The following is a 15,916-nucleotide window of genomic DNA, read 5'->3' on the forward strand; positions in this document are numbered from 1 at the left end:
GCAGATTCTTTTTTTGTAGGAATTATTGCCAGTAATAGTCGTCCTATGATACGATAAAGAAAAGATATATCGACAGGCAGTCGGTCAAATGCAAGGGGTTGTGATTATGAGGGAAATGAAGAAGGCGGAAGAGCGTCGCAATGAAATATTAGATGCAGCAGACGAATTATTTACACAGAAGGGGTTTGACGGTACTAGCACCAGCAATATTCTTGAAAAAGTGGGCATTGCACGGGGCACGCTTTATTATCACTTTAAGTCTAAGGAAGATATTATGGATGCCCTCATTGAGCGTTATACAAGTACGATGCTTGCAAAGGCAAGAGCGATTGCAGAAGACAAAAGCATTGCTGTGAATGAGCGCATTCTACGTGTTGTGATGGCATTAAACATACAGCATGAAAATGGTGGTCAGGAGATTATGGAGCATGTGCATAAGCCGCAAAATGCATTAATGCATCGAAAAATACAGCAGGTGGTGATGAATCAAGTGCCACCAATCCTTACGGCCATTATTCGTGATGGTATTGAACAGGGCGTTTATCATACTCCCTATCCATATGAGTGTATGGAAATGATTATCGCCTATACCAATGCTGTATTCGATGATGATTTAGTGCTGATGACAGATGAAGAACGAGCGGCACGCATTCCAGCATTTATCTTTAATGTCGAACGAATGCTTGGAGTGGAAAATGGTAGTTTGCTCTATATGATGCAAATGTTTGGCAAGGATGGCGAAGGTAGTACGACATAAATACGAATGAGGGTCTTATTGGGTTTGACGGTAGTTAAAAACTTCCAAAGAGGTGACCTATGTATTGGAAATTTGTGCGAAATGATGTGGCAAAGAGCAAGCTTATAGCAGGTATCACGATACTGTTTGTGGCAGCTGCTGCTATGCTTGTCACGCTCTCGGCAATGCTCATTGTCCATTTAACAAGTGCGATGGAAACGATGATGGAGCAAGCAGAAACGTCTCATTTTCTACAGATGCATGCAGGCAAAATTGATCAAGCACGACTCACTGAGTTTGCGGAACGTGATGAACGTGTAGACGAATTTCAGGTCAATGAATTTCTCAATGTAGATGGGGCCAAGATCCATATTGCTGGCACCACACTAGCGCATAGTGTACAGGACAATGGCTTTAGTACGCAAAGTGAGAAATTCGATTATTTACTGGACCTGGATGGTCATGTAATTGAAGTGGCGAATGGCGATATTTATGTGCCAATAGGCTATTGGAAGGATGGGACAGCCAAACTGGGTGACACCGTGATTGTTCAAGATAAGCACTTGACGATTGCAGGATTTTTACGAGATTCACAAATGAATGCTATGCTGGCCTCTTCAAAACGCTTTCTTGTCAGTGACCAGGACTATGCAGCCATCCAGGGAGCGGGCACGGTTGAATATTTGATTGAATTTCGGTTAAACGATTTGGCTGAATTAAAAGATTTTGAAGAAGCCTACACACGTGCAGGGTTAGAAGCGAATGGACCATCCATTACGTTGCCGCTATTCAAAATGCTAAATGCACTATCGGATGGGCTAATGATTGCTGTCATTTTATTAATTAGCCTTCTTGTAGTATTCATTGCTTTTATGTGTATTCGTTTTACATTACTCACGAAGATGGAAGAGGATTATCGCGAAATTGGTGTCATGAAAGCGATTGGCATTCGTGTTGCGGATATTCAAAAGATGTATTTTGCCAAATATGCTGTGATCACGGTAATAGGCTGTATGCTAGGGTTTGCTAGCTCTTTCTTGCTTCGAGATAGGCTACTTGAAAATATCCGTTTGTTCATGGGGGAAACGGGCAATACCTCACTGATTTGGCTGTTCACCTTCATCGGGCTATTGCTCGTATTTATCGTGATAATGGGCTATGTACAATCTGTTCTGAAACAATTTCGCAAGCTATCAGCCACTCAGGCGTTGCGTTTTGGTACAACACAAGGAAAAACACAGCATACAAAATGGTTGAACCTCAGCTCAAATAAAAGACTTCCCATTAATCTCTTTCTTGGGGTGAAGGATGTCCTGTCACGGAAAAGGCTGTATGCCACTATGCTGGTCGTCTTACTCCTGGCAACATTTATCATCATTGTACCTCATAATTTACACAATACAATTGCCGCCAAAAGCTTTATGACGTATATGGGCATTGGCAATAGTGATATTCGAATAGATGTCCCACAAAGCAAGCAAACTGCCCAGCAGGTGGCAGCTGTCATTAAGACATTAGAACAAGACAAAGCAATCGAGCATTATAGTGTGTTGACGACAAAAAAATTCACGACAATGGCTGATGATGGCTCGGAAGCAAGCTTAAAAACAGAGCTGGGCGACCATACCATTTTCCCAGTAGAATATGCACATGGCAGGGCACCAATTGCCCACAATGAAATCGCGCTTTCTGTGCTAAATGCTGAAGAGCTTCACAAAAAGGTTGGCGATGCTATGTCATTGATCATTCATGGTGAAGTGAAGGATTTGATTGTTAGCGGCATTTATTCTGATATTACGAATGGTGGCAAGACAGCAAAGGCAGCTTTCTTTGACCATTCTACAGAAAGTATGTGGAGTGTCATCTATGGAACGATGTCTAAGCCATCGCAGGTCGAGGAGAAGCGAAAGGAATATGCAGAAACATTTTCTTTTGCAAAGGTCTCAGGCATTGATGATTATATCAACCAAACCTTTAGCACGACCATCCATGCCATTGAAAAAGCATCTCGTGCAGCACTTGCCATAGCCCTCTTGCTATGTTTGCTCGTCACGCTGTTATTTATGAACATGCTAATGGCGAAGGATCAAACATCTATCGCTATTATGAAGGCATTAGGCTTTACCAACAGAGATATCGCTACACAATATGCGGCTCGAGCCGTGTTTGTTTTACTATTGGCTATAACAATGGGGACGTTCCTCGCCAACACGCTAGGTGAGCTTGTGACAAGTACGGTTATCGCATCATTTGGTGCGGCTTCATTTAAGTTTACGATTCAACCTCTAGCGGCCTATGTTTTTTGCCCATTAGCGCTCACAAGCGTTGTTCTGCTAGCTACACTCATAGGTACGTCCAGGGCGGGGCATGTCAAAATGATGGACCATATAAAGGAGTAGAACCTTATGAAACTAGTGAGTGGTAAGCAAATAGCAAAGTCATTTCAGGTCGGCGATGAACAGTATAATGTGTTAATGAATATATCCGTTACAATAAATAAAGGGGAGTTCGTTGCCATTATGGGGCCCTCTGGCTGTGGGAAATCGACACTCTTGTATGCACTTAGTGGGATGGACACTATCGATCATGGGCAAGTGATCTTTGATGGCATGGATTTAGCCTCACTTCGTGACAATGAGCTTGCGGATTTGCGCAGAACAAGAATGGGCTTTGTGTTTCAGCAGCCGACCTTTCTAAAAAACTTAAATATCCTTGATAATATTTTGTTACCTGCGATGCGTGATCAACGAAAAAATGTGAGCATCTTAACAGACAAAGCGCTGTCCATCATGGAAAAAATGGGGATTGCGGATTTAGCAAAGCGAGATTTGACACAAGTTTCTGGCGGACAATTGCAACGAGCAGGCATCTGTCGTGCATTGATTAGCGATCCTCTAATGATTTTTGGAGATGAACCAACAGGTGCTCTAAATTCAACGTCTGCACAGGAAATCATGGATTTATTCACGGTCATCAATAGCGAGGGCACAACAATCATGCTCGTGACACATGACCCAAAAATTGCTGCCAGAACGGAGCGTATTCTCTTTATGTGTGATGGAGCCATCGTAAATGAGCTACGATTGCCCACCTTTACAGGCATAGATTTAGACGATAGAATGGCCAAAGTAGTGGCTACTATGCGAGAAATAGGTATTTAAATAGATGAGAATCCGTAATGATTAAAAAATTACGGATTTTTTTTGTGAAAATTGAATCGTAATAGCAGTGGCGTCCGTCAGTAGTGTAGAAAGAAGGTGAGAGCAATGATGGATATTGAACAGATAATCGAGGAGCATGGTGATTACTTGCTAAAGGTCGCCTATCTATATGTGAAAAATAAGACGACAGCAGAAGACATTGTGCAGGATGTGTTCATCGCCTTTTATCAAAAGCAGGAACAGTTTCGCCAGGAAGCATCATTGCGTACATATTTAGTGAAAATGACGGTTAATCGAAGTCATGATTATTTACGGAGTTGGAAAAGCAAACGGCTGACACTGTTTGAAAAGATTACAGGGCGCACGACAACGGTTACACCTGAAAAGGAGATGCTAGAGAAATCCGTCAAAAAAGAGCTAATGGAGGCATTGTTTACGTTATCAGTCGCCTATCGAGAGGTCTTGATTTTGTATTATTTTGAGGAGATGACGACTGTGGAAATTGCCCAGCTCGTGCATTGTCCAGAAGCAACAATTCGTACAAGACTACAGCGAGCCCGTAAACAGCTGGCAGCAGCAATGGGTGACTTTGATTGGGAGGGGCTACGTCATGAATCAATTTAAAGAGGATTTGCTTAAGGAGCTACAGGATGTCAAGCTCTCACAACAGCGCAAGCAATTAATCGCTGACAAAGCGCGACGACAAGGGCAACGTAAAACAGGAGGGGAATGGACATATCGTCTCGTGCTGGCAACCTTTACTGTTTTCGTCATTGGTTTTAGCTATATTTTGACACAGCAAAAGGAACAACGTACCACAGGACAGCAAGCAGCTAGTACATCATCAGATACATGGCACTGGTGGTCCCTTTTTGACTCCGATTATGTAAGAGGCATGTTATTGCTTGGTATATTTATCGGAGCAACTTTTATTGTCAAGCGTTTGTTAGTGAAAAAAGGATATGGCCTACCTGTTTGTATTGAATGTGGGGAGAGCTGGTCTGAGAAAGATGCACGTAAGTTGTATCGCAAAAATGGTGAAATTGTGTGCCCTCATTGTGGACAAAAACAATATCGCACAAAAAAATCCATTCAAATCAGTGGTGTGATGACGATGCCAGTGCCGTTATTGATTATGCTGCAGCATGTTTTCCAACATTTTGTTATCGGACTTATTTTCTTTTTAGTGGGCATGTTCTTTTATCATCATCAAATTGCGCCATATGTGTTTAAGCTGCAAGAAAAAGATCCAATGAATGAACCTTTATGGTAATCATTTTGAAAGGAAATTGCTATTGTAATCTAGCAATTTCTTTTTTTATTCGAAAATAGATTGACAACGGTTTTTATTTGCTTTATCTTTGTGTTAACTTATTTTAATTATTGGTTAACGTACAAGGGGAGGCTTTTTACATTGAAAAAAGGAAGTACATATCAATACGTGTTAGCAGCATTTGGGGCAGCGATTATCGCCGTTCTAGCACAAGTAACGATTCCACTACCACTTATTCCGATTACAGGACAAACTTTAGCGGTTGGAATTGTCGTAACCATTTTAGGGACAAGATTAGGGACGATATCTGTCCTGCTCTATATACTATTAGGCGCAGTAGGTTTACCTGTATTTAGCGGGATGTCAGGCGGACTCGGAATTTTAGTTGGTCCAACAGGCGGATATATTGTCGGTTTCCTTGTCACAGCGATTATTATGGGCTTATACTTAGATCAATTTGGTATTACATTTGTTCACGCTATTATTGCGAATATTATTGGCATGATCATCACATTAGCGTTCGGAACAGTGTGGTTAAAAATTGTAGCAGAATACACATGGACAGCTGCCTTTATGGGTGGTGTTGCACCATTTATCGTAGTGGGGATCGTCAAAGCGGTACTTGCAGCGTGGATTGGTGTCATTGTCCGTCGTCGCTTAGAGAGCGCACATTTAATTGAAGCAACAGCATAGGACATGGGAGGAATTGTTTTGGCAACATTATGGACAGGTGGCAAGATTTACACGATGGCTCAGATTGGTGAAACAGTGGAAGCAGTCCTTGTAGAAGATGGAAAAATTGTGGCGACAGGCTCAGTGGAGAGCTTGTCGCCACTAGCTGCTTCTATCCAACATTTAGAGGGCAAGACCATGTATCCTGGTTTTGTAGACAGTCATTTACATATTATTGGCTACGGAGAAAAACTTAAGCATCTTGATGTCTCAGCAGTTACCAGTAAAGAGGCATTACTTGAGAAGCTTCAGGAGCGAATGTCCGAGGCATCAGCACATGAATGGGTCATTGCGATTGGGCTAAATGAAAACCAATTTGAGGAGCCCATTTTCCCAACTTTAGCGGAGCTAGATGCCCTTGGAGAGGCCCATTTAATCATTAAACGGAGCTGTCATCATTTGATCTTAGCCAATACTAAGGCACTCACTTTTGCAGGAATTACACATGATACACCTTCACCAGAGGGCGGTGTCATTGACAAAGTCGACGGTCAGCTCACAGGTGTACTAAAGGACGCAGCATTGTATTTAATTGTCAACCATATGCCGCATATTACACCTGCGTATATCGAGGATGCTTTGGCAAAAGCGGTGGCCTCGCTCCAATCCTATGGTTTAGTAGGAGGGCATTCTGAGGACTTAAGCTATTACGGACCACCAAGCCAACCGATTCTGGCTTATCGTAAAATCGTGGAGGCACAGCAATCCTTTAAAGTTCATTTATTACAGCATCATACGGTCTTTGAAGCGGTCGCAAAAATGGATTTAGCCTCATCACCATTTTTAGAGTTTGGCGCTATGAAAATTTTTATTGACGGAGCCTTTGGCGGTCGCACGGCGGCACTACGTCAACCGTATAGTGATGACTCTAACAATGCTGGGATGCTCATTCATACAACAGAGCAATTAACGACCTATGTTCAGCTTGCTCGTCAGTACGGACAAACTGTGGCCGTGCATACGATTGGAGATTTAGCAATAGCAACGATTTTAGACGTTTTTGCGGCCTATCCGCCGCAGGATGGTCAGTTTGATCGCGTGATTCACTGTAGTTTAGTCGATGATGAACTATTAGCCAAGCTAGCTACTTTACCTGTTGCGGTAGATATGCAGCCGCAATTTGTACAGGGAGAATATCAAGCAGAGTTATCGAGACTTGGAGAGGAGCGCGTTCAAGGCTTACATCCTTTAAAGTCGCTTCTTGACCGAGGGCTGATTGTGGCAGGGGGCAGTGACGCCCCGATTGAGGTTCCCAATCCGCTACAAGGCATTTACGCTGCTGTCACAAGAAGAAATATTGGCGAAAGCCATGAGGGCTATAATCCGCAGGAGAAAATTTCACGGTTTGAGGCCGTCCATCTGTATACCGTAGGAGCAGCCGAAATAATCGGTCAGTCACATAAGCGTGGCAAAATTGCAGCAGGCTATGCAGCCGATTTTACGGTTTTACAGGAGGATCTTTTTACTGTAGATATTGAACAACTACCACATATACAAGTAGCTTGTACGGTGGTGGATGGGAAGATGGTATATGAAAATCGCTGTGAAGGATAACCTTTGCAGCGATTTTTTCTCGGTCTATTGTTTGTCAGCCAAATTTTTTACTTGCTGCTCTAAGCTCGATACACGTTTTGTTAAGTCCTCTACTTGCTGTTGCATGGTTGGTGGAGGAGGCACAGGGACGGTTGACTTCATTTTTTTAATCATATGAATCATCACGAAAAAGATAGCTAGAAACATACATAAAAGAACAGTTGTACTAATGATATCGCCAAGAGTGAATTTCATGTTTGCGCTCCTTTCTCTAGTGGGTATCTAGTTATATACTGGATAGCAACATGAAAAGTTTCAAAAAAATGGAGAAAGTCACGATAAATACACAAATCTTCTCTTACTTTGATGCATAGGATACTTGAACAAATTGCTATTTTAGCGGCTTTCAGTACTGTGCTATAGCTATTTGAACATACGTTAGAAGAGAGCTATTTTAACAGCATGACAGGGGTGAGTACGTGCACAAGGCAGGACAAGTAATGCGACAGGCTGTCCACAATATTTATGCGTATCGGTTAGATTATGTACAAGTTTTCGCATTGATTAGAATTTTTCAGTTTTTATTGATAATCCCTGTAACCTCGATCGTCTTGAAGCTCATGCTCCGAGTAACAGGGTATACACATATTACTGAGCAAAATTGGCAAAGCTTTGTGGCGCATCCCTTTGTCATCATGATGATTTGTCTATTAATTTTGCTGTTTTTATTATTTGTTTATTATGAAATGGGCTTTCTCTTTCTTATGGCCTTTCATCAGCAAAGGGGGATGCGCTATCGCTTTCTTCCTTTATGGCAGCAATTGAATCGAAAAGTTATTTATTTTTTTAGTGTCCAAGTCTTATTTTTAATTGTCTATCTTGCCCTATTAATGCCATTAGCTTCCTTTATGCTACCACTTACCTTAACGCAATCCGTTTCTCTGCCACATTTTTTAACAGACGAAATAATGAGCAGTCGAGCTGGTAGGCTAGCATATGCTGCGGTGGCAAGTATCGTGGTGATGATCGGCATTCGTAGTATTTTAACGTTACCAATTTTTACAATCCAGCCCAACATCTCGATTCTACGTTCCTTTAAGCAAAGCTGGCATTTTTCTAAACGAGGTTTATTTGAACTGTTAGTATTATTAGCGATGCTTTTAACAGGTCATTTGCTAATGATGCTAGGAATAACGGTCATCAGTACGTTTCCGCTCTATTTAATAGAGCGCATAATGCCGAGCGCAGCATTGGTCACAGCGGGGCTTACACTTGCCTTGTTGGAAATGGTCTTTGTAGTGCTATTTAGTTTATTACAGGCTATGTTTTCACAAGTCATGGTTGCCATTACGTATAACACGCCAGTGCTAGGCAAAGTCAGAGTGGCTACCAAGAGACAGCGACGCTATAAGCCATTACTATTGATCAGTTTCATCGTTTTTATCGTATTAAGTATGATGAACATCAATTCTTTAGAGAAAAGTGTTTATGCCCCAGATACTAAAATTATTGCCCATCGAGGCTATGTTGCAGGTAATGTAGAAAATACGATTAGCGGGTTAGTAAATGCAGCGAATGCGGGGGCAGATTTAATTGAAATCGATATTCAGCAAACCGTAGATGGTGAATTTGTTGTCTTTCATGATCGAACATTAAGACGGCTAGCCGGTAAAAACGGTGTCATTGCGAATATGACCCTAAGTGAACTAAAGTCATTAACCATTCACCAAAATGGCTACAGCGATAAAATTGCATCTTTAGAGGATTGTATCGAAATTGCCAAAGCGTTAGATGTGGCGTTATTAATCGAATTAAAGGTGCACGGCCAAGAAACGGAAGATGTTTTACCTAAATTAGTCGAGAAGCTACGTCAATACAAGGTGCTGGATTCCTACTATGTGCAATCCGCTGATGTACAGAAAATGGCGCAATTAAAAAAATTGGTGCCCAATTTGCGAGTGGGCATTGTCTATGCACTCAACATCGGACCAATGGAGGAAAATGTTGATTTTATCGCATTAGAAGAATCCTGGGTAACCGAGCAGCTGATTGAGGAATTAAAGCAGCACCCAACTGACCTATTTGTTTGGACACTCAATGACGACCGTTCCTTGCAAACCTTTATTGAAAAAAACGTCAGCGGCGTCATCACCGACCACCCCGACGTCGCCCGCGAGCTAAGAGCACAACAAAGCGAACATCAATACTTCTTACAGCGCATCCTCAATCGACTGCAATTTATCTTTTGAGGGAAGCGAACTGAACGCCCGCGAGCGAAGTGAATACTCGCGGAAGGAAGGTGAATACTCGCGGAAGGAAGGTGAATACTCGCGGAAGGAAGGTGAATACTCGCGGAAGGAGAGTGAATACTCGCGGAAGGAGAGTGAATACTCGCGGAAGGAGAGTGAATACTCGCGGAAGGCAAGCGAATACTCGCGGAAGGAGAGTGAATACTCGCGGAAGGCAAGCGAATACTCGCGGAAGGCAAGCGACAACCCGCGAAAGTAAAGCGAACACCCAGATGCCCTCAAATCAAAGCGAACAACATAAGCGCTTCATCATACGCAACCGTTCGATAGCAGTTTGACTTCGCTGAAAATAAAAAAATCGGTCAGATTGTAACCTTTTTCATGCAGAGGCGACTACTTCTATGAATTCGAGATATGAAGGAGATGCTTTTTTATGAAAATGACGAAAGTCGTACCATTTGCTATGTCAGCATTATTATTAGGGGGCGCGATTGGAGCTCCAACTGCATCAGCTAACGAAGGTGAGGCTGTGGTGACGAACGCAGAAACTACGGAGCAACAAGTGCAGCCGACTTTTATTAAAGTAACGGGTACAGTGGAAAATGTAGATGTTCGTGAAAACGGAACGTCCTATACAGTAATGGACGGTGACAATACGAACATTGTCATCGCTAATAAAGAGTCATTCATTTTCGATAATACAGGAAAAGAAGTCAAGCTTCAAAAAGGGGATAAGGTGTCGGCTTACTCTTATGCCAAAAAACCTATGCTTGCAATTTATCCACCGCAGTATAACCCAGAAGTAATTATTGTTGAAACAGAAGCAATGGGTAGCGTGGAAGTTGATTTCTTCGATAAAAATTTAATCGATACAGACAACAACTTAAAATTAAATGTTGGAGAAGATACTAAATTAGTAAGTGCTTCTGGTAAAGATGTAAAATTGGATGATTTAAAAGAGCAGCATTTAGCCGTGTTCTACACAATTGCTACGATGAGTATTCCTGCTCAAACACCACCTTCAAAAGTCATCGTGTTGGACACGATCGAGAAGGAAGAACCAATTGAAGTAGATCCAGAGCCAACTCCTGAACCAGCACCATCGAATCCAGCTGTTCAAGAAATCATCAAGAAAGACTTTTATGAAGTAGAAGGGACGAAAATGGTGCCACTACGATTAATCGCAGAAGAACTTGGCTTTAAAGTAGAAGTTACGCCAAAAGGTGCTATTATTTCGAAAGGTGCCGTTTCTTATACGATTACTCGCGGTCAAAAGGAATATGGCTACAATAAAGCGCTTCGCCAATTTAAAGTAGCGCCCGCTTTATTAGAAGCTGGCAAAACATATATACCTGTTGAATTAGCAGAAGAACTAATGAAATAATGACATTGAAGTATCTGGCAATTCGCTAGGTACTTCTTTTTTTATTTCCTTCTAATGGAAAATTCAGTACAATGAAAAAGAAAAGTCGAAGCATAAAGGAGAACGTTATGAAGCAAGCACTCATTATTATTGATATCCAAGAGGCTTTCTTTTTGGATAGCCAACAAAATCTATGGAATGATGAAACGATTATTAAAAATATCAATACGGTAATCACATGGGCACGTCATAACGAAGTCCCAATTATTTTTATTCAACATACAGAGGCCAATGATGTTGATTTTGCAAAGGGTCAGCCAGGGTGGGAGCTGTATCATGGACTGCTTAGACAGGCACAAGATAAAGTGATTCAAAAAACAACTTGGGATGCTTTTTATCAAACGGATCTTGCACAATATTTGAACGAACAGCACATTGATCAGTTGATTTTCGCAGGTGCTCAAACAGAGTTTTGTCTTGATACGACGATTCGCAGCGCTTTTAGTCATGGCTACCATCATAATATTTTAATCGAAGATGCACATAGCACCTTAAATAGTCAAGTACTCGCAGCACCTCAGATCATTCAGCATCACGAATCCGAATGGCGTAATCGCTTTGTAAAAATTCAGCCAGTTGAGGAGTTCCCAAATGCTCATTGACCAAAAAGCGTTTCATATAAAAGAGCTAGACTATATTATTCGCTGTGCACAACTTGAGGATGCTCAAGCTTTATCGGATTTGCGCCTACAATTGGACGGTGAAACAGAAAACTTCGACCGAGAGCAGGGGGAGGCATTCATCGATCAAGCGGGCTTCGAGCAGCTTATTCAGCAGGATACAGCAAGTCCGAAAAATCTGTGTTTAGTAGCGGTTGTAGGTGATCAAATCGTTGGGTACTCCAGATGTGAGGGATCTCCATTAAAGAGACTTGCCCATAAAGTAACATTTGGCATCGGTGTTAGGAAGGCTTTTTGGGGCTATGGCATTGGAAAAGCTCTACTACAAGTATCTATTGATTGGGCAGATGCCAATGGTGTACGGAAAATGGCATTAGAAGTGCTAGAAACGAATGAAAAAGCTATACAGCTCTATGAAAAATGGGGCTTTACAGTAGAAGGTATTTTGAAAAATGATAAATGCCTTGCAGATGGTAAGTACTATCACACAATCATAATGGGTAGATGGCAACCCTAGTTAAGAAGGAACAGATATGACCAATTTTATGTATATTTTTTGTTTAATTGTCTGGGGACTTAATTTTATTGCAGTAAAGATTCAAGGAACCCCAGTCAGTCTAGAATTATCTTTAACCTATCGTTTAGTTATAACTGCTTTTTTATTTGGCCTACTTGCTTGGTTGATGAAACCACAGGGTAAGCCGCAGCAGCATGATTTTCCATTTATTATCGTCTTTGGTATTTGTAATTTTGCCTTCAGTTATTTAGCTTTATACTATGCGACGATGTTGAGCTCCGCTGCGATTGTCACTTTAATTTTTTCATTAAAAGTAATTTTAACGCCCATTGCTATTCGAATATTTCTTAAAGAACCATTACATCGTCGCGTTTTAATCGGTGGTATTTTAGGGGTAATCGGTGTTGGGGTATTAATCTATCCCACTTTACATAGTTTTTCAGGTTTGGCTGATTTAAAAGGGGTCCTAATTGCTTTACTCGGTACTGTTCTAACAGCAATTGGGGATGCAAGCTCTGCAAGAAATGCAAAGCGCCAGATTGACCCCATTTATGCCAATGCCATTGGTTTTACAGTCGGCAGTGTAGTCATGTGTGGTATTGTCTGGATACAAGGACACAAAATCGTCTTGCCTACATCCATTACCTATTTATCAGCCCTACTGTATTTAACGATTATCGCATCATTTCTTGCCTGGCTATTTTATTTAAAGCTAGTAGAAAAAATTGGCGGGGCGAAGAGTGGCTACATGGTTGCGTTGTTCCCTGTGATTGGCGGGATTGCTTCTGTTGTCATAGGGGAATCTACACTTAATCTGTATTTAATCATAGGCTGCCTCTCTAGCTGTATAGGAGCAGCGATTGCCTTAGGCTTTCAATTTAAGCCTTTTTTACGAGGAACGAAAACCTCCTCCCCTTCATAAAATAGAGAAGAACGCTTGAAAAGGGTGAGGGACAAAATGTCATTCGTTCAATCGAGTACAATGGCAAGTAGCAGAGAAAAAGAAGAGGATCATTGGGACATTGACCGTTGGGAAAATGATGGTGGCAGAAGTTTGCAGACGTAAGGGGGACGAAAATTTGTCTCCCTTATAAAATATTGAAACCTTTTTTCGTGTTGCTCGTATGATTAAGTAGACAAGTTTTAATAGCAGATTTGAAAAAAGGGAGAAATATTTTTTGAACCATTGAACAAAACGATTATTATTCATTATTTATTTGATTGTTATTGCGGATGCATATTACACAACATTGTATATTGAACAAAAAACACCACCGCAATATCAAACCATCAAAGCATCAGCCATTACAGTTAACATGGTACGGTAGCAAGCCTCACAAAAAGAAGCGGACAACCCGTCGCTTGAAGCCTATGTCCTTCAAGCCATTGCTTCAGAGAGTGACCTATGGCATGGTGACACAGGTAAGGAATTTAGAACATCGTACAAAAATGCACGTCTTTTTACGATACCAACAGCTACGTTGCTGACACCCTGTACATTTACAGGGTGTTTTTGATAAGGAGAATGAATGAAATGAGCATGGTAACCTACATAGGATTAAATTTCCAGGCTGCAATAAATGACGACGATATGGAAGATGAAGTTGAAATAACAGATTTGTTCCTTAGTAGCGAAGAGCGTCAAATGCTTCAGCATCAACATTTTACAACGCCATACCTATATGAGCTTGAAGCAAAAGGGAGTCCCATTTGGCAAATGCATAACGACAATAAAGTGCATTCGCCACATAACTACGAAAAATCCAAAAGCACATTACTTCTTGTTTGTAACTTCCTGAAAAAACTTCTGCCAAAAGGTGATTATTGCGAAATCTACATTTGCTGGAAGGGGGAAGAAGGGGAGGATAGCGAAAAGAAATTCGAGCTCCTGTTAGACCAACTCTCAATCGACCAGCTCGAAATGAATGAAAAATACTTGATTACAATCAAAAATCAATTCTAATAAAGATTGAAGCGAAAAGCCTCACCCTTTATTAGAATTGTTTATTGGAAGTCGATCGGAATAAACTCTTCCCCGAAGAATGCCAGGATATTGCAAAGATACTCAAAGACATTCGTGAAACTCGTTTCTCAGATGGCTTGTCTACATTGTGTTAGTATATCGGTATAGTTAGTTGCAAAAAGTTTATTTGTTTCGTATTATGAAACAATCTCACATTTCAAGGTGTTTCGATTTACTGTGATATATTCCCCAGTTGATTTATTCATTACTTGTGACACTTTCTTGGTATGCGTTATCTCGCACCAATCATTTTGTACATCCACCAATAATTTTATTTCCACATCACTTTCTCCATATTTTAAACCACTATAAGATAATTTCGTCATGATCATCCTTCCTTTCTTAATCTTTAATATATTATCAAATATGATATTTCAATCTACCTGTTTCTATTATACTGCACATTTATTGATCTATAAAAAGGCAATAATCTTTACGAAACCAGCCTAAAATAAAACGAGTATAGATATTATTAAACTGCCAGGGCAGTTTGGTTTAATAATCGTACAATTGTTAGAATTTGGTATAATTATTTTGGAGGTGAACGTTTCATATATGATAGTATTTGTGTTCATTAGTATTTATTTAATGCCGATTTTAGCAATTATATTTTGTCTAAACCTTGTAGAAATAATAAAGAAAGTAAAAAAAGAACAACCAACTACTGCTAACACAGTTTGGTTAACAATCTCTTTTGCATTAATTGTATGGAGCATTGCTGTTACATCTTTTGGTGAATAATAGAAACGCTTTAGCCAAAGCAATCAACAGCTCTCCCTTAAAAATAAAATTTAACAACCAGCCACGATTCTGCTAAAAGAATTGTGCCTTTTCTTTGGGGGAAGGGACAGATTGCTAAACGGATAGTAGTTTAAGGCGAGGGGAAAATAAATTTCAGTTAATCGTTCAAGTTGCATACAAATATAAAGTGTGATGAATATTAGTAACTCATTAGCTATAATTATTCCAGAAAAAAGCGCTATTTGTGAGTTGAAAAAAATCCCAATTTCTCAATTTGAACACTAGGAAATTGGGATTTTATTTGATATAACAGTCAGATTTGCTTTTAAATCGCTTTGTTGTATGCAATAGTCAAGCAATTTTAAGCATCGTTTATAAATAGGAGCGTTTAGCTGGCCATGAACCTTGTAGTTTACGAAGTTGTACAATTTGTCCTGTATGATAAGCATCGTGCAAAAGGATATTTAGATATTGTTGCCAAACTGGAAGAGAAGGACTAGGTTGATCCAATTCTGCTTCTTGAAGGGATGCTAATGAAGATTGTAAGGCATCATGTACGTGAAGTGTTCGCTTCACAGTTTCTTGCCAAGCATCCTCATCATTCGCTCCACCTTGGACAAACGTTTCATCATTATTTTGTGGAGCAACAAATGAGTTATCTTTATGTAAGCGAGAAAGTAAGCGCTCTTTAAAGGCTAGTAAATGGTTAGTATTTTCCCAAATCGTATTAGCGGCCTTTCCTTCTGGTTGCCAACATGCTTGTGCAGCAGTGAGATTCTTTAATGCTTCTGATAGTGGTGGATACCATTCTTCTTCGAAAAAAACTTGATTGACTCCATTTTGCAAGAGTTCCTTTTTACTCATTGAGATAGCCTCCTCTTTTGTAACCTTCTAAACATGACTTACTA

17 protein-coding genes and 1 pseudogene are annotated in these 15,916 nt (G+C 40.6%); 14 read left to right on the forward strand and 4 right to left on the reverse strand.

Going from position 1 to position 15,916, the window contains the following annotated elements:
* Positions 1-106 precede the first annotated feature (106 nt).
* The 7 genes from NV349_RS09015 (at position 107) to NV349_RS09045 (ending at position 7,456) form a co-directional block, all read left to right on the forward strand.
* The gene (locus tag NV349_RS09015) at positions 107-757 is read left to right on the forward strand and encodes a TetR/AcrR family transcriptional regulator (RefSeq protein WP_058843719.1); all 651 of its coding nucleotides are present in this window, start codon (positions 107-109) and stop codon (positions 755-757) included.
* 59 nt (positions 758-816) lie between these two features.
* On the forward strand, positions 817-3,135 hold the full coding sequence (locus NV349_RS09020) for an ABC transporter permease (protein ID WP_271913052.1): 2,319 nt from the start codon (positions 817-819) through the stop codon (positions 3,133-3,135).
* Positions 3,136-3,141: 6 nt separating this feature from the next.
* Complete coding sequence (locus NV349_RS09025; protein ID WP_089932414.1) at positions 3,142-3,897, forward strand: ABC transporter ATP-binding protein; 756 nt, start codon at positions 3,142-3,144, stop codon at positions 3,895-3,897.
* Positions 3,898-4,002: 105 nt separating this feature from the next.
* Positions 4,003-4,521 carry a sigma-70 family RNA polymerase sigma factor gene (locus NV349_RS09030; protein ID WP_089932412.1) on the forward strand — a complete coding sequence of 173 codons (519 nt, stop codon included), beginning with the start codon at positions 4,003-4,005 and terminating at the stop codon, positions 4,519-4,521.
* Positions 4,508-5,170: a TIGR04104 family putative zinc finger protein gene (locus NV349_RS09035; protein WP_036117294.1), complete on the forward strand. Its 663-nt coding sequence runs from the start codon at positions 4,508-4,510 to the stop codon at positions 5,168-5,170. The genes NV349_RS09030 and NV349_RS09035 overlap by 14 nt, the downstream gene beginning before the upstream one ends.
* Before the next feature lie 141 nt (positions 5,171-5,311).
* Positions 5,312-5,863, forward strand: a complete 552-nt coding sequence (locus NV349_RS09040) for a biotin transporter BioY (protein ID WP_036117296.1) — start codon at positions 5,312-5,314, stop codon at positions 5,861-5,863.
* Positions 5,864-5,881: 18 nt separating this feature from the next.
* Positions 5,882-7,456, forward strand: a complete 1,575-nt coding sequence (locus tag NV349_RS09045; protein WP_271913057.1) for an amidohydrolase — start codon at positions 5,882-5,884, stop codon at positions 7,454-7,456.
* Positions 7,457-7,480: 24 nt separating this feature from the next.
* Here the strand turns inward: NV349_RS09045 and NV349_RS09050 are convergent, their stop codons facing one another.
* A complete protein-coding gene (locus NV349_RS09050) occupies positions 7,481-7,690 on the reverse strand; it encodes a hypothetical protein (RefSeq protein WP_036117306.1) in 210 nt (69 codons plus the stop codon).
* Positions 7,691-7,914: 224 nt separating this feature from the next.
* Between NV349_RS09050 and NV349_RS09055 the strand changes: the two genes are divergently transcribed.
* The 7 genes and pseudogenes from NV349_RS09055 to NV349_RS23200 all read left to right on the forward strand — a co-directional run.
* Positions 7,915-9,684 (forward strand): glycerophosphodiester phosphodiesterase, encoded by a 1,770-nt coding sequence (locus NV349_RS09055; RefSeq protein ID WP_271913059.1) that lies wholly within the window; start codon positions 7,915-7,917, stop codon positions 9,682-9,684.
* Between the two features lie 433 nt (positions 9,685-10,117).
* Entirely contained in the window at positions 10,118-11,068 is a 951-nt protein-coding gene (locus NV349_RS09060) for a stalk domain-containing protein (protein ID WP_058844959.1), read from the forward strand.
* A 107-nt stretch (positions 11,069-11,175) separates the two neighbouring features.
* Positions 11,176-11,709 carry a cysteine hydrolase family protein gene (locus NV349_RS09065; protein WP_271913062.1) on the forward strand — a complete coding sequence of 178 codons (534 nt, stop codon included), beginning with the start codon at positions 11,176-11,178 and terminating at the stop codon, positions 11,707-11,709.
* On the forward strand, positions 11,699-12,244 hold the full coding sequence (locus tag NV349_RS09070) for a GNAT family N-acetyltransferase (RefSeq protein ID WP_271913064.1): 546 nt from the start codon (positions 11,699-11,701) through the stop codon (positions 12,242-12,244). Before NV349_RS09065 ends, NV349_RS09070 begins: the two co-directional genes overlap by 11 nt.
* Before the next feature lie 16 nt (positions 12,245-12,260).
* A complete protein-coding gene (locus tag NV349_RS09075) occupies positions 12,261-13,166 on the forward strand; it encodes a DMT family transporter (RefSeq protein ID WP_271913065.1) in 906 nt (301 codons plus the stop codon).
* 612 nt (positions 13,167-13,778) lie between these two features.
* Positions 13,779-14,207, forward strand: a complete 429-nt coding sequence (locus tag NV349_RS09080; protein ID WP_271913066.1) for a hypothetical protein — start codon at positions 13,779-13,781, stop codon at positions 14,205-14,207.
* Between the two features lie 62 nt (positions 14,208-14,269).
* Positions 14,270-14,372, forward strand: a pseudogene (locus NV349_RS23200) (IS1595 family transposase); the annotation flags it as partial.
* Between the two features lie 32 nt (positions 14,373-14,404).
* Here the strand turns inward: NV349_RS23200 and NV349_RS09085 are convergent.
* The 3 genes from NV349_RS09085 to NV349_RS09095 form a co-directional block, all read right to left on the reverse strand.
* Complete coding sequence (locus NV349_RS09085; protein ID WP_058844963.1) at positions 14,405-14,593, reverse strand: hypothetical protein; 189 nt, start codon at positions 14,591-14,593, stop codon at positions 14,405-14,407.
* 255 nt (positions 14,594-14,848) lie between these two features.
* Complete coding sequence (locus NV349_RS09090; RefSeq protein ID WP_058844964.1) at positions 14,849-15,031, reverse strand: hypothetical protein; 183 nt, start codon at positions 15,029-15,031, stop codon at positions 14,849-14,851.
* 349 nt (positions 15,032-15,380) lie between these two features.
* The gene (locus NV349_RS09095; protein ID WP_036127607.1) at positions 15,381-15,872 is read right to left on the reverse strand and encodes a DinB family protein; all 492 of its coding nucleotides are present in this window, start codon (positions 15,870-15,872) and stop codon (positions 15,381-15,383) included.
* Positions 15,873-15,916 lie beyond the last annotated feature (44 nt).

Origin of the sequence: Lysinibacillus sp. OF-1, from assembly GCF_028356935.1 — a bacterium.
In the GTDB taxonomy this organism is placed as follows: Bacteria; Bacillota; Bacilli; order Bacillales_A; family Planococcaceae; genus Lysinibacillus; species Lysinibacillus fusiformis_D.

Bases quoted from the DNA above. Each gene is read 5' to 3' on its own strand.
- NV349_RS09075 (WP_271913065.1), top strand. From the start codon at position 12,261: ATGACCAATTTTATGTATATTTTTTGTTTAATTGTCTGGGGACTTAAT.
- NV349_RS09070 (WP_271913064.1), top strand. From the start codon at position 11,699: ATGCTCATTGACCAAAAAGCGTTTCATATAAAAGAGCTAGACTATATT.
- NV349_RS09025 (WP_089932414.1), top strand. From the start codon at position 3,142: ATGAAACTAGTGAGTGGTAAGCAAATAGCAAAGTCATTTCAGGTCGGC.
- NV349_RS09065 (WP_271913062.1), top strand. From the start codon at position 11,176: ATGAAGCAAGCACTCATTATTATTGATATCCAAGAGGCTTTCTTTTTG.
- NV349_RS09050 (WP_036117306.1), bottom strand. From the start codon at position 7,690: ATGAAATTCACTCTTGGCGATATCATTAGTACAACTGTTCTTTTATGT.
- NV349_RS09060 (WP_058844959.1), top strand. From the start codon at position 10,118: ATGAAAATGACGAAAGTCGTACCATTTGCTATGTCAGCATTATTATTA.
- NV349_RS09030 (WP_089932412.1), top strand. From the start codon at position 4,003: ATGATGGATATTGAACAGATAATCGAGGAGCATGGTGATTACTTGCTA.
- NV349_RS09095 (WP_036127607.1), bottom strand. From the start codon at position 15,872: ATGAGTAAAAAGGAACTCTTGCAAAATGGAGTCAATCAAGTTTTTTTC.
- NV349_RS09085 (WP_058844963.1), bottom strand. From the start codon at position 14,593: ATGACGAAATTATCTTATAGTGGTTTAAAATATGGAGAAAGTGATGTG.
- NV349_RS09080 (WP_271913066.1), top strand. From the start codon at position 13,779: ATGAGCATGGTAACCTACATAGGATTAAATTTCCAGGCTGCAATAAAT.
- NV349_RS09020 (WP_271913052.1), top strand. From the start codon at position 817: ATGTATTGGAAATTTGTGCGAAATGATGTGGCAAAGAGCAAGCTTATA.
- NV349_RS09035 (WP_036117294.1), top strand. From the start codon at position 4,508: ATGAATCAATTTAAAGAGGATTTGCTTAAGGAGCTACAGGATGTCAAG.
- NV349_RS09015 (WP_058843719.1), top strand. From the start codon at position 107: ATGAGGGAAATGAAGAAGGCGGAAGAGCGTCGCAATGAAATATTAGAT.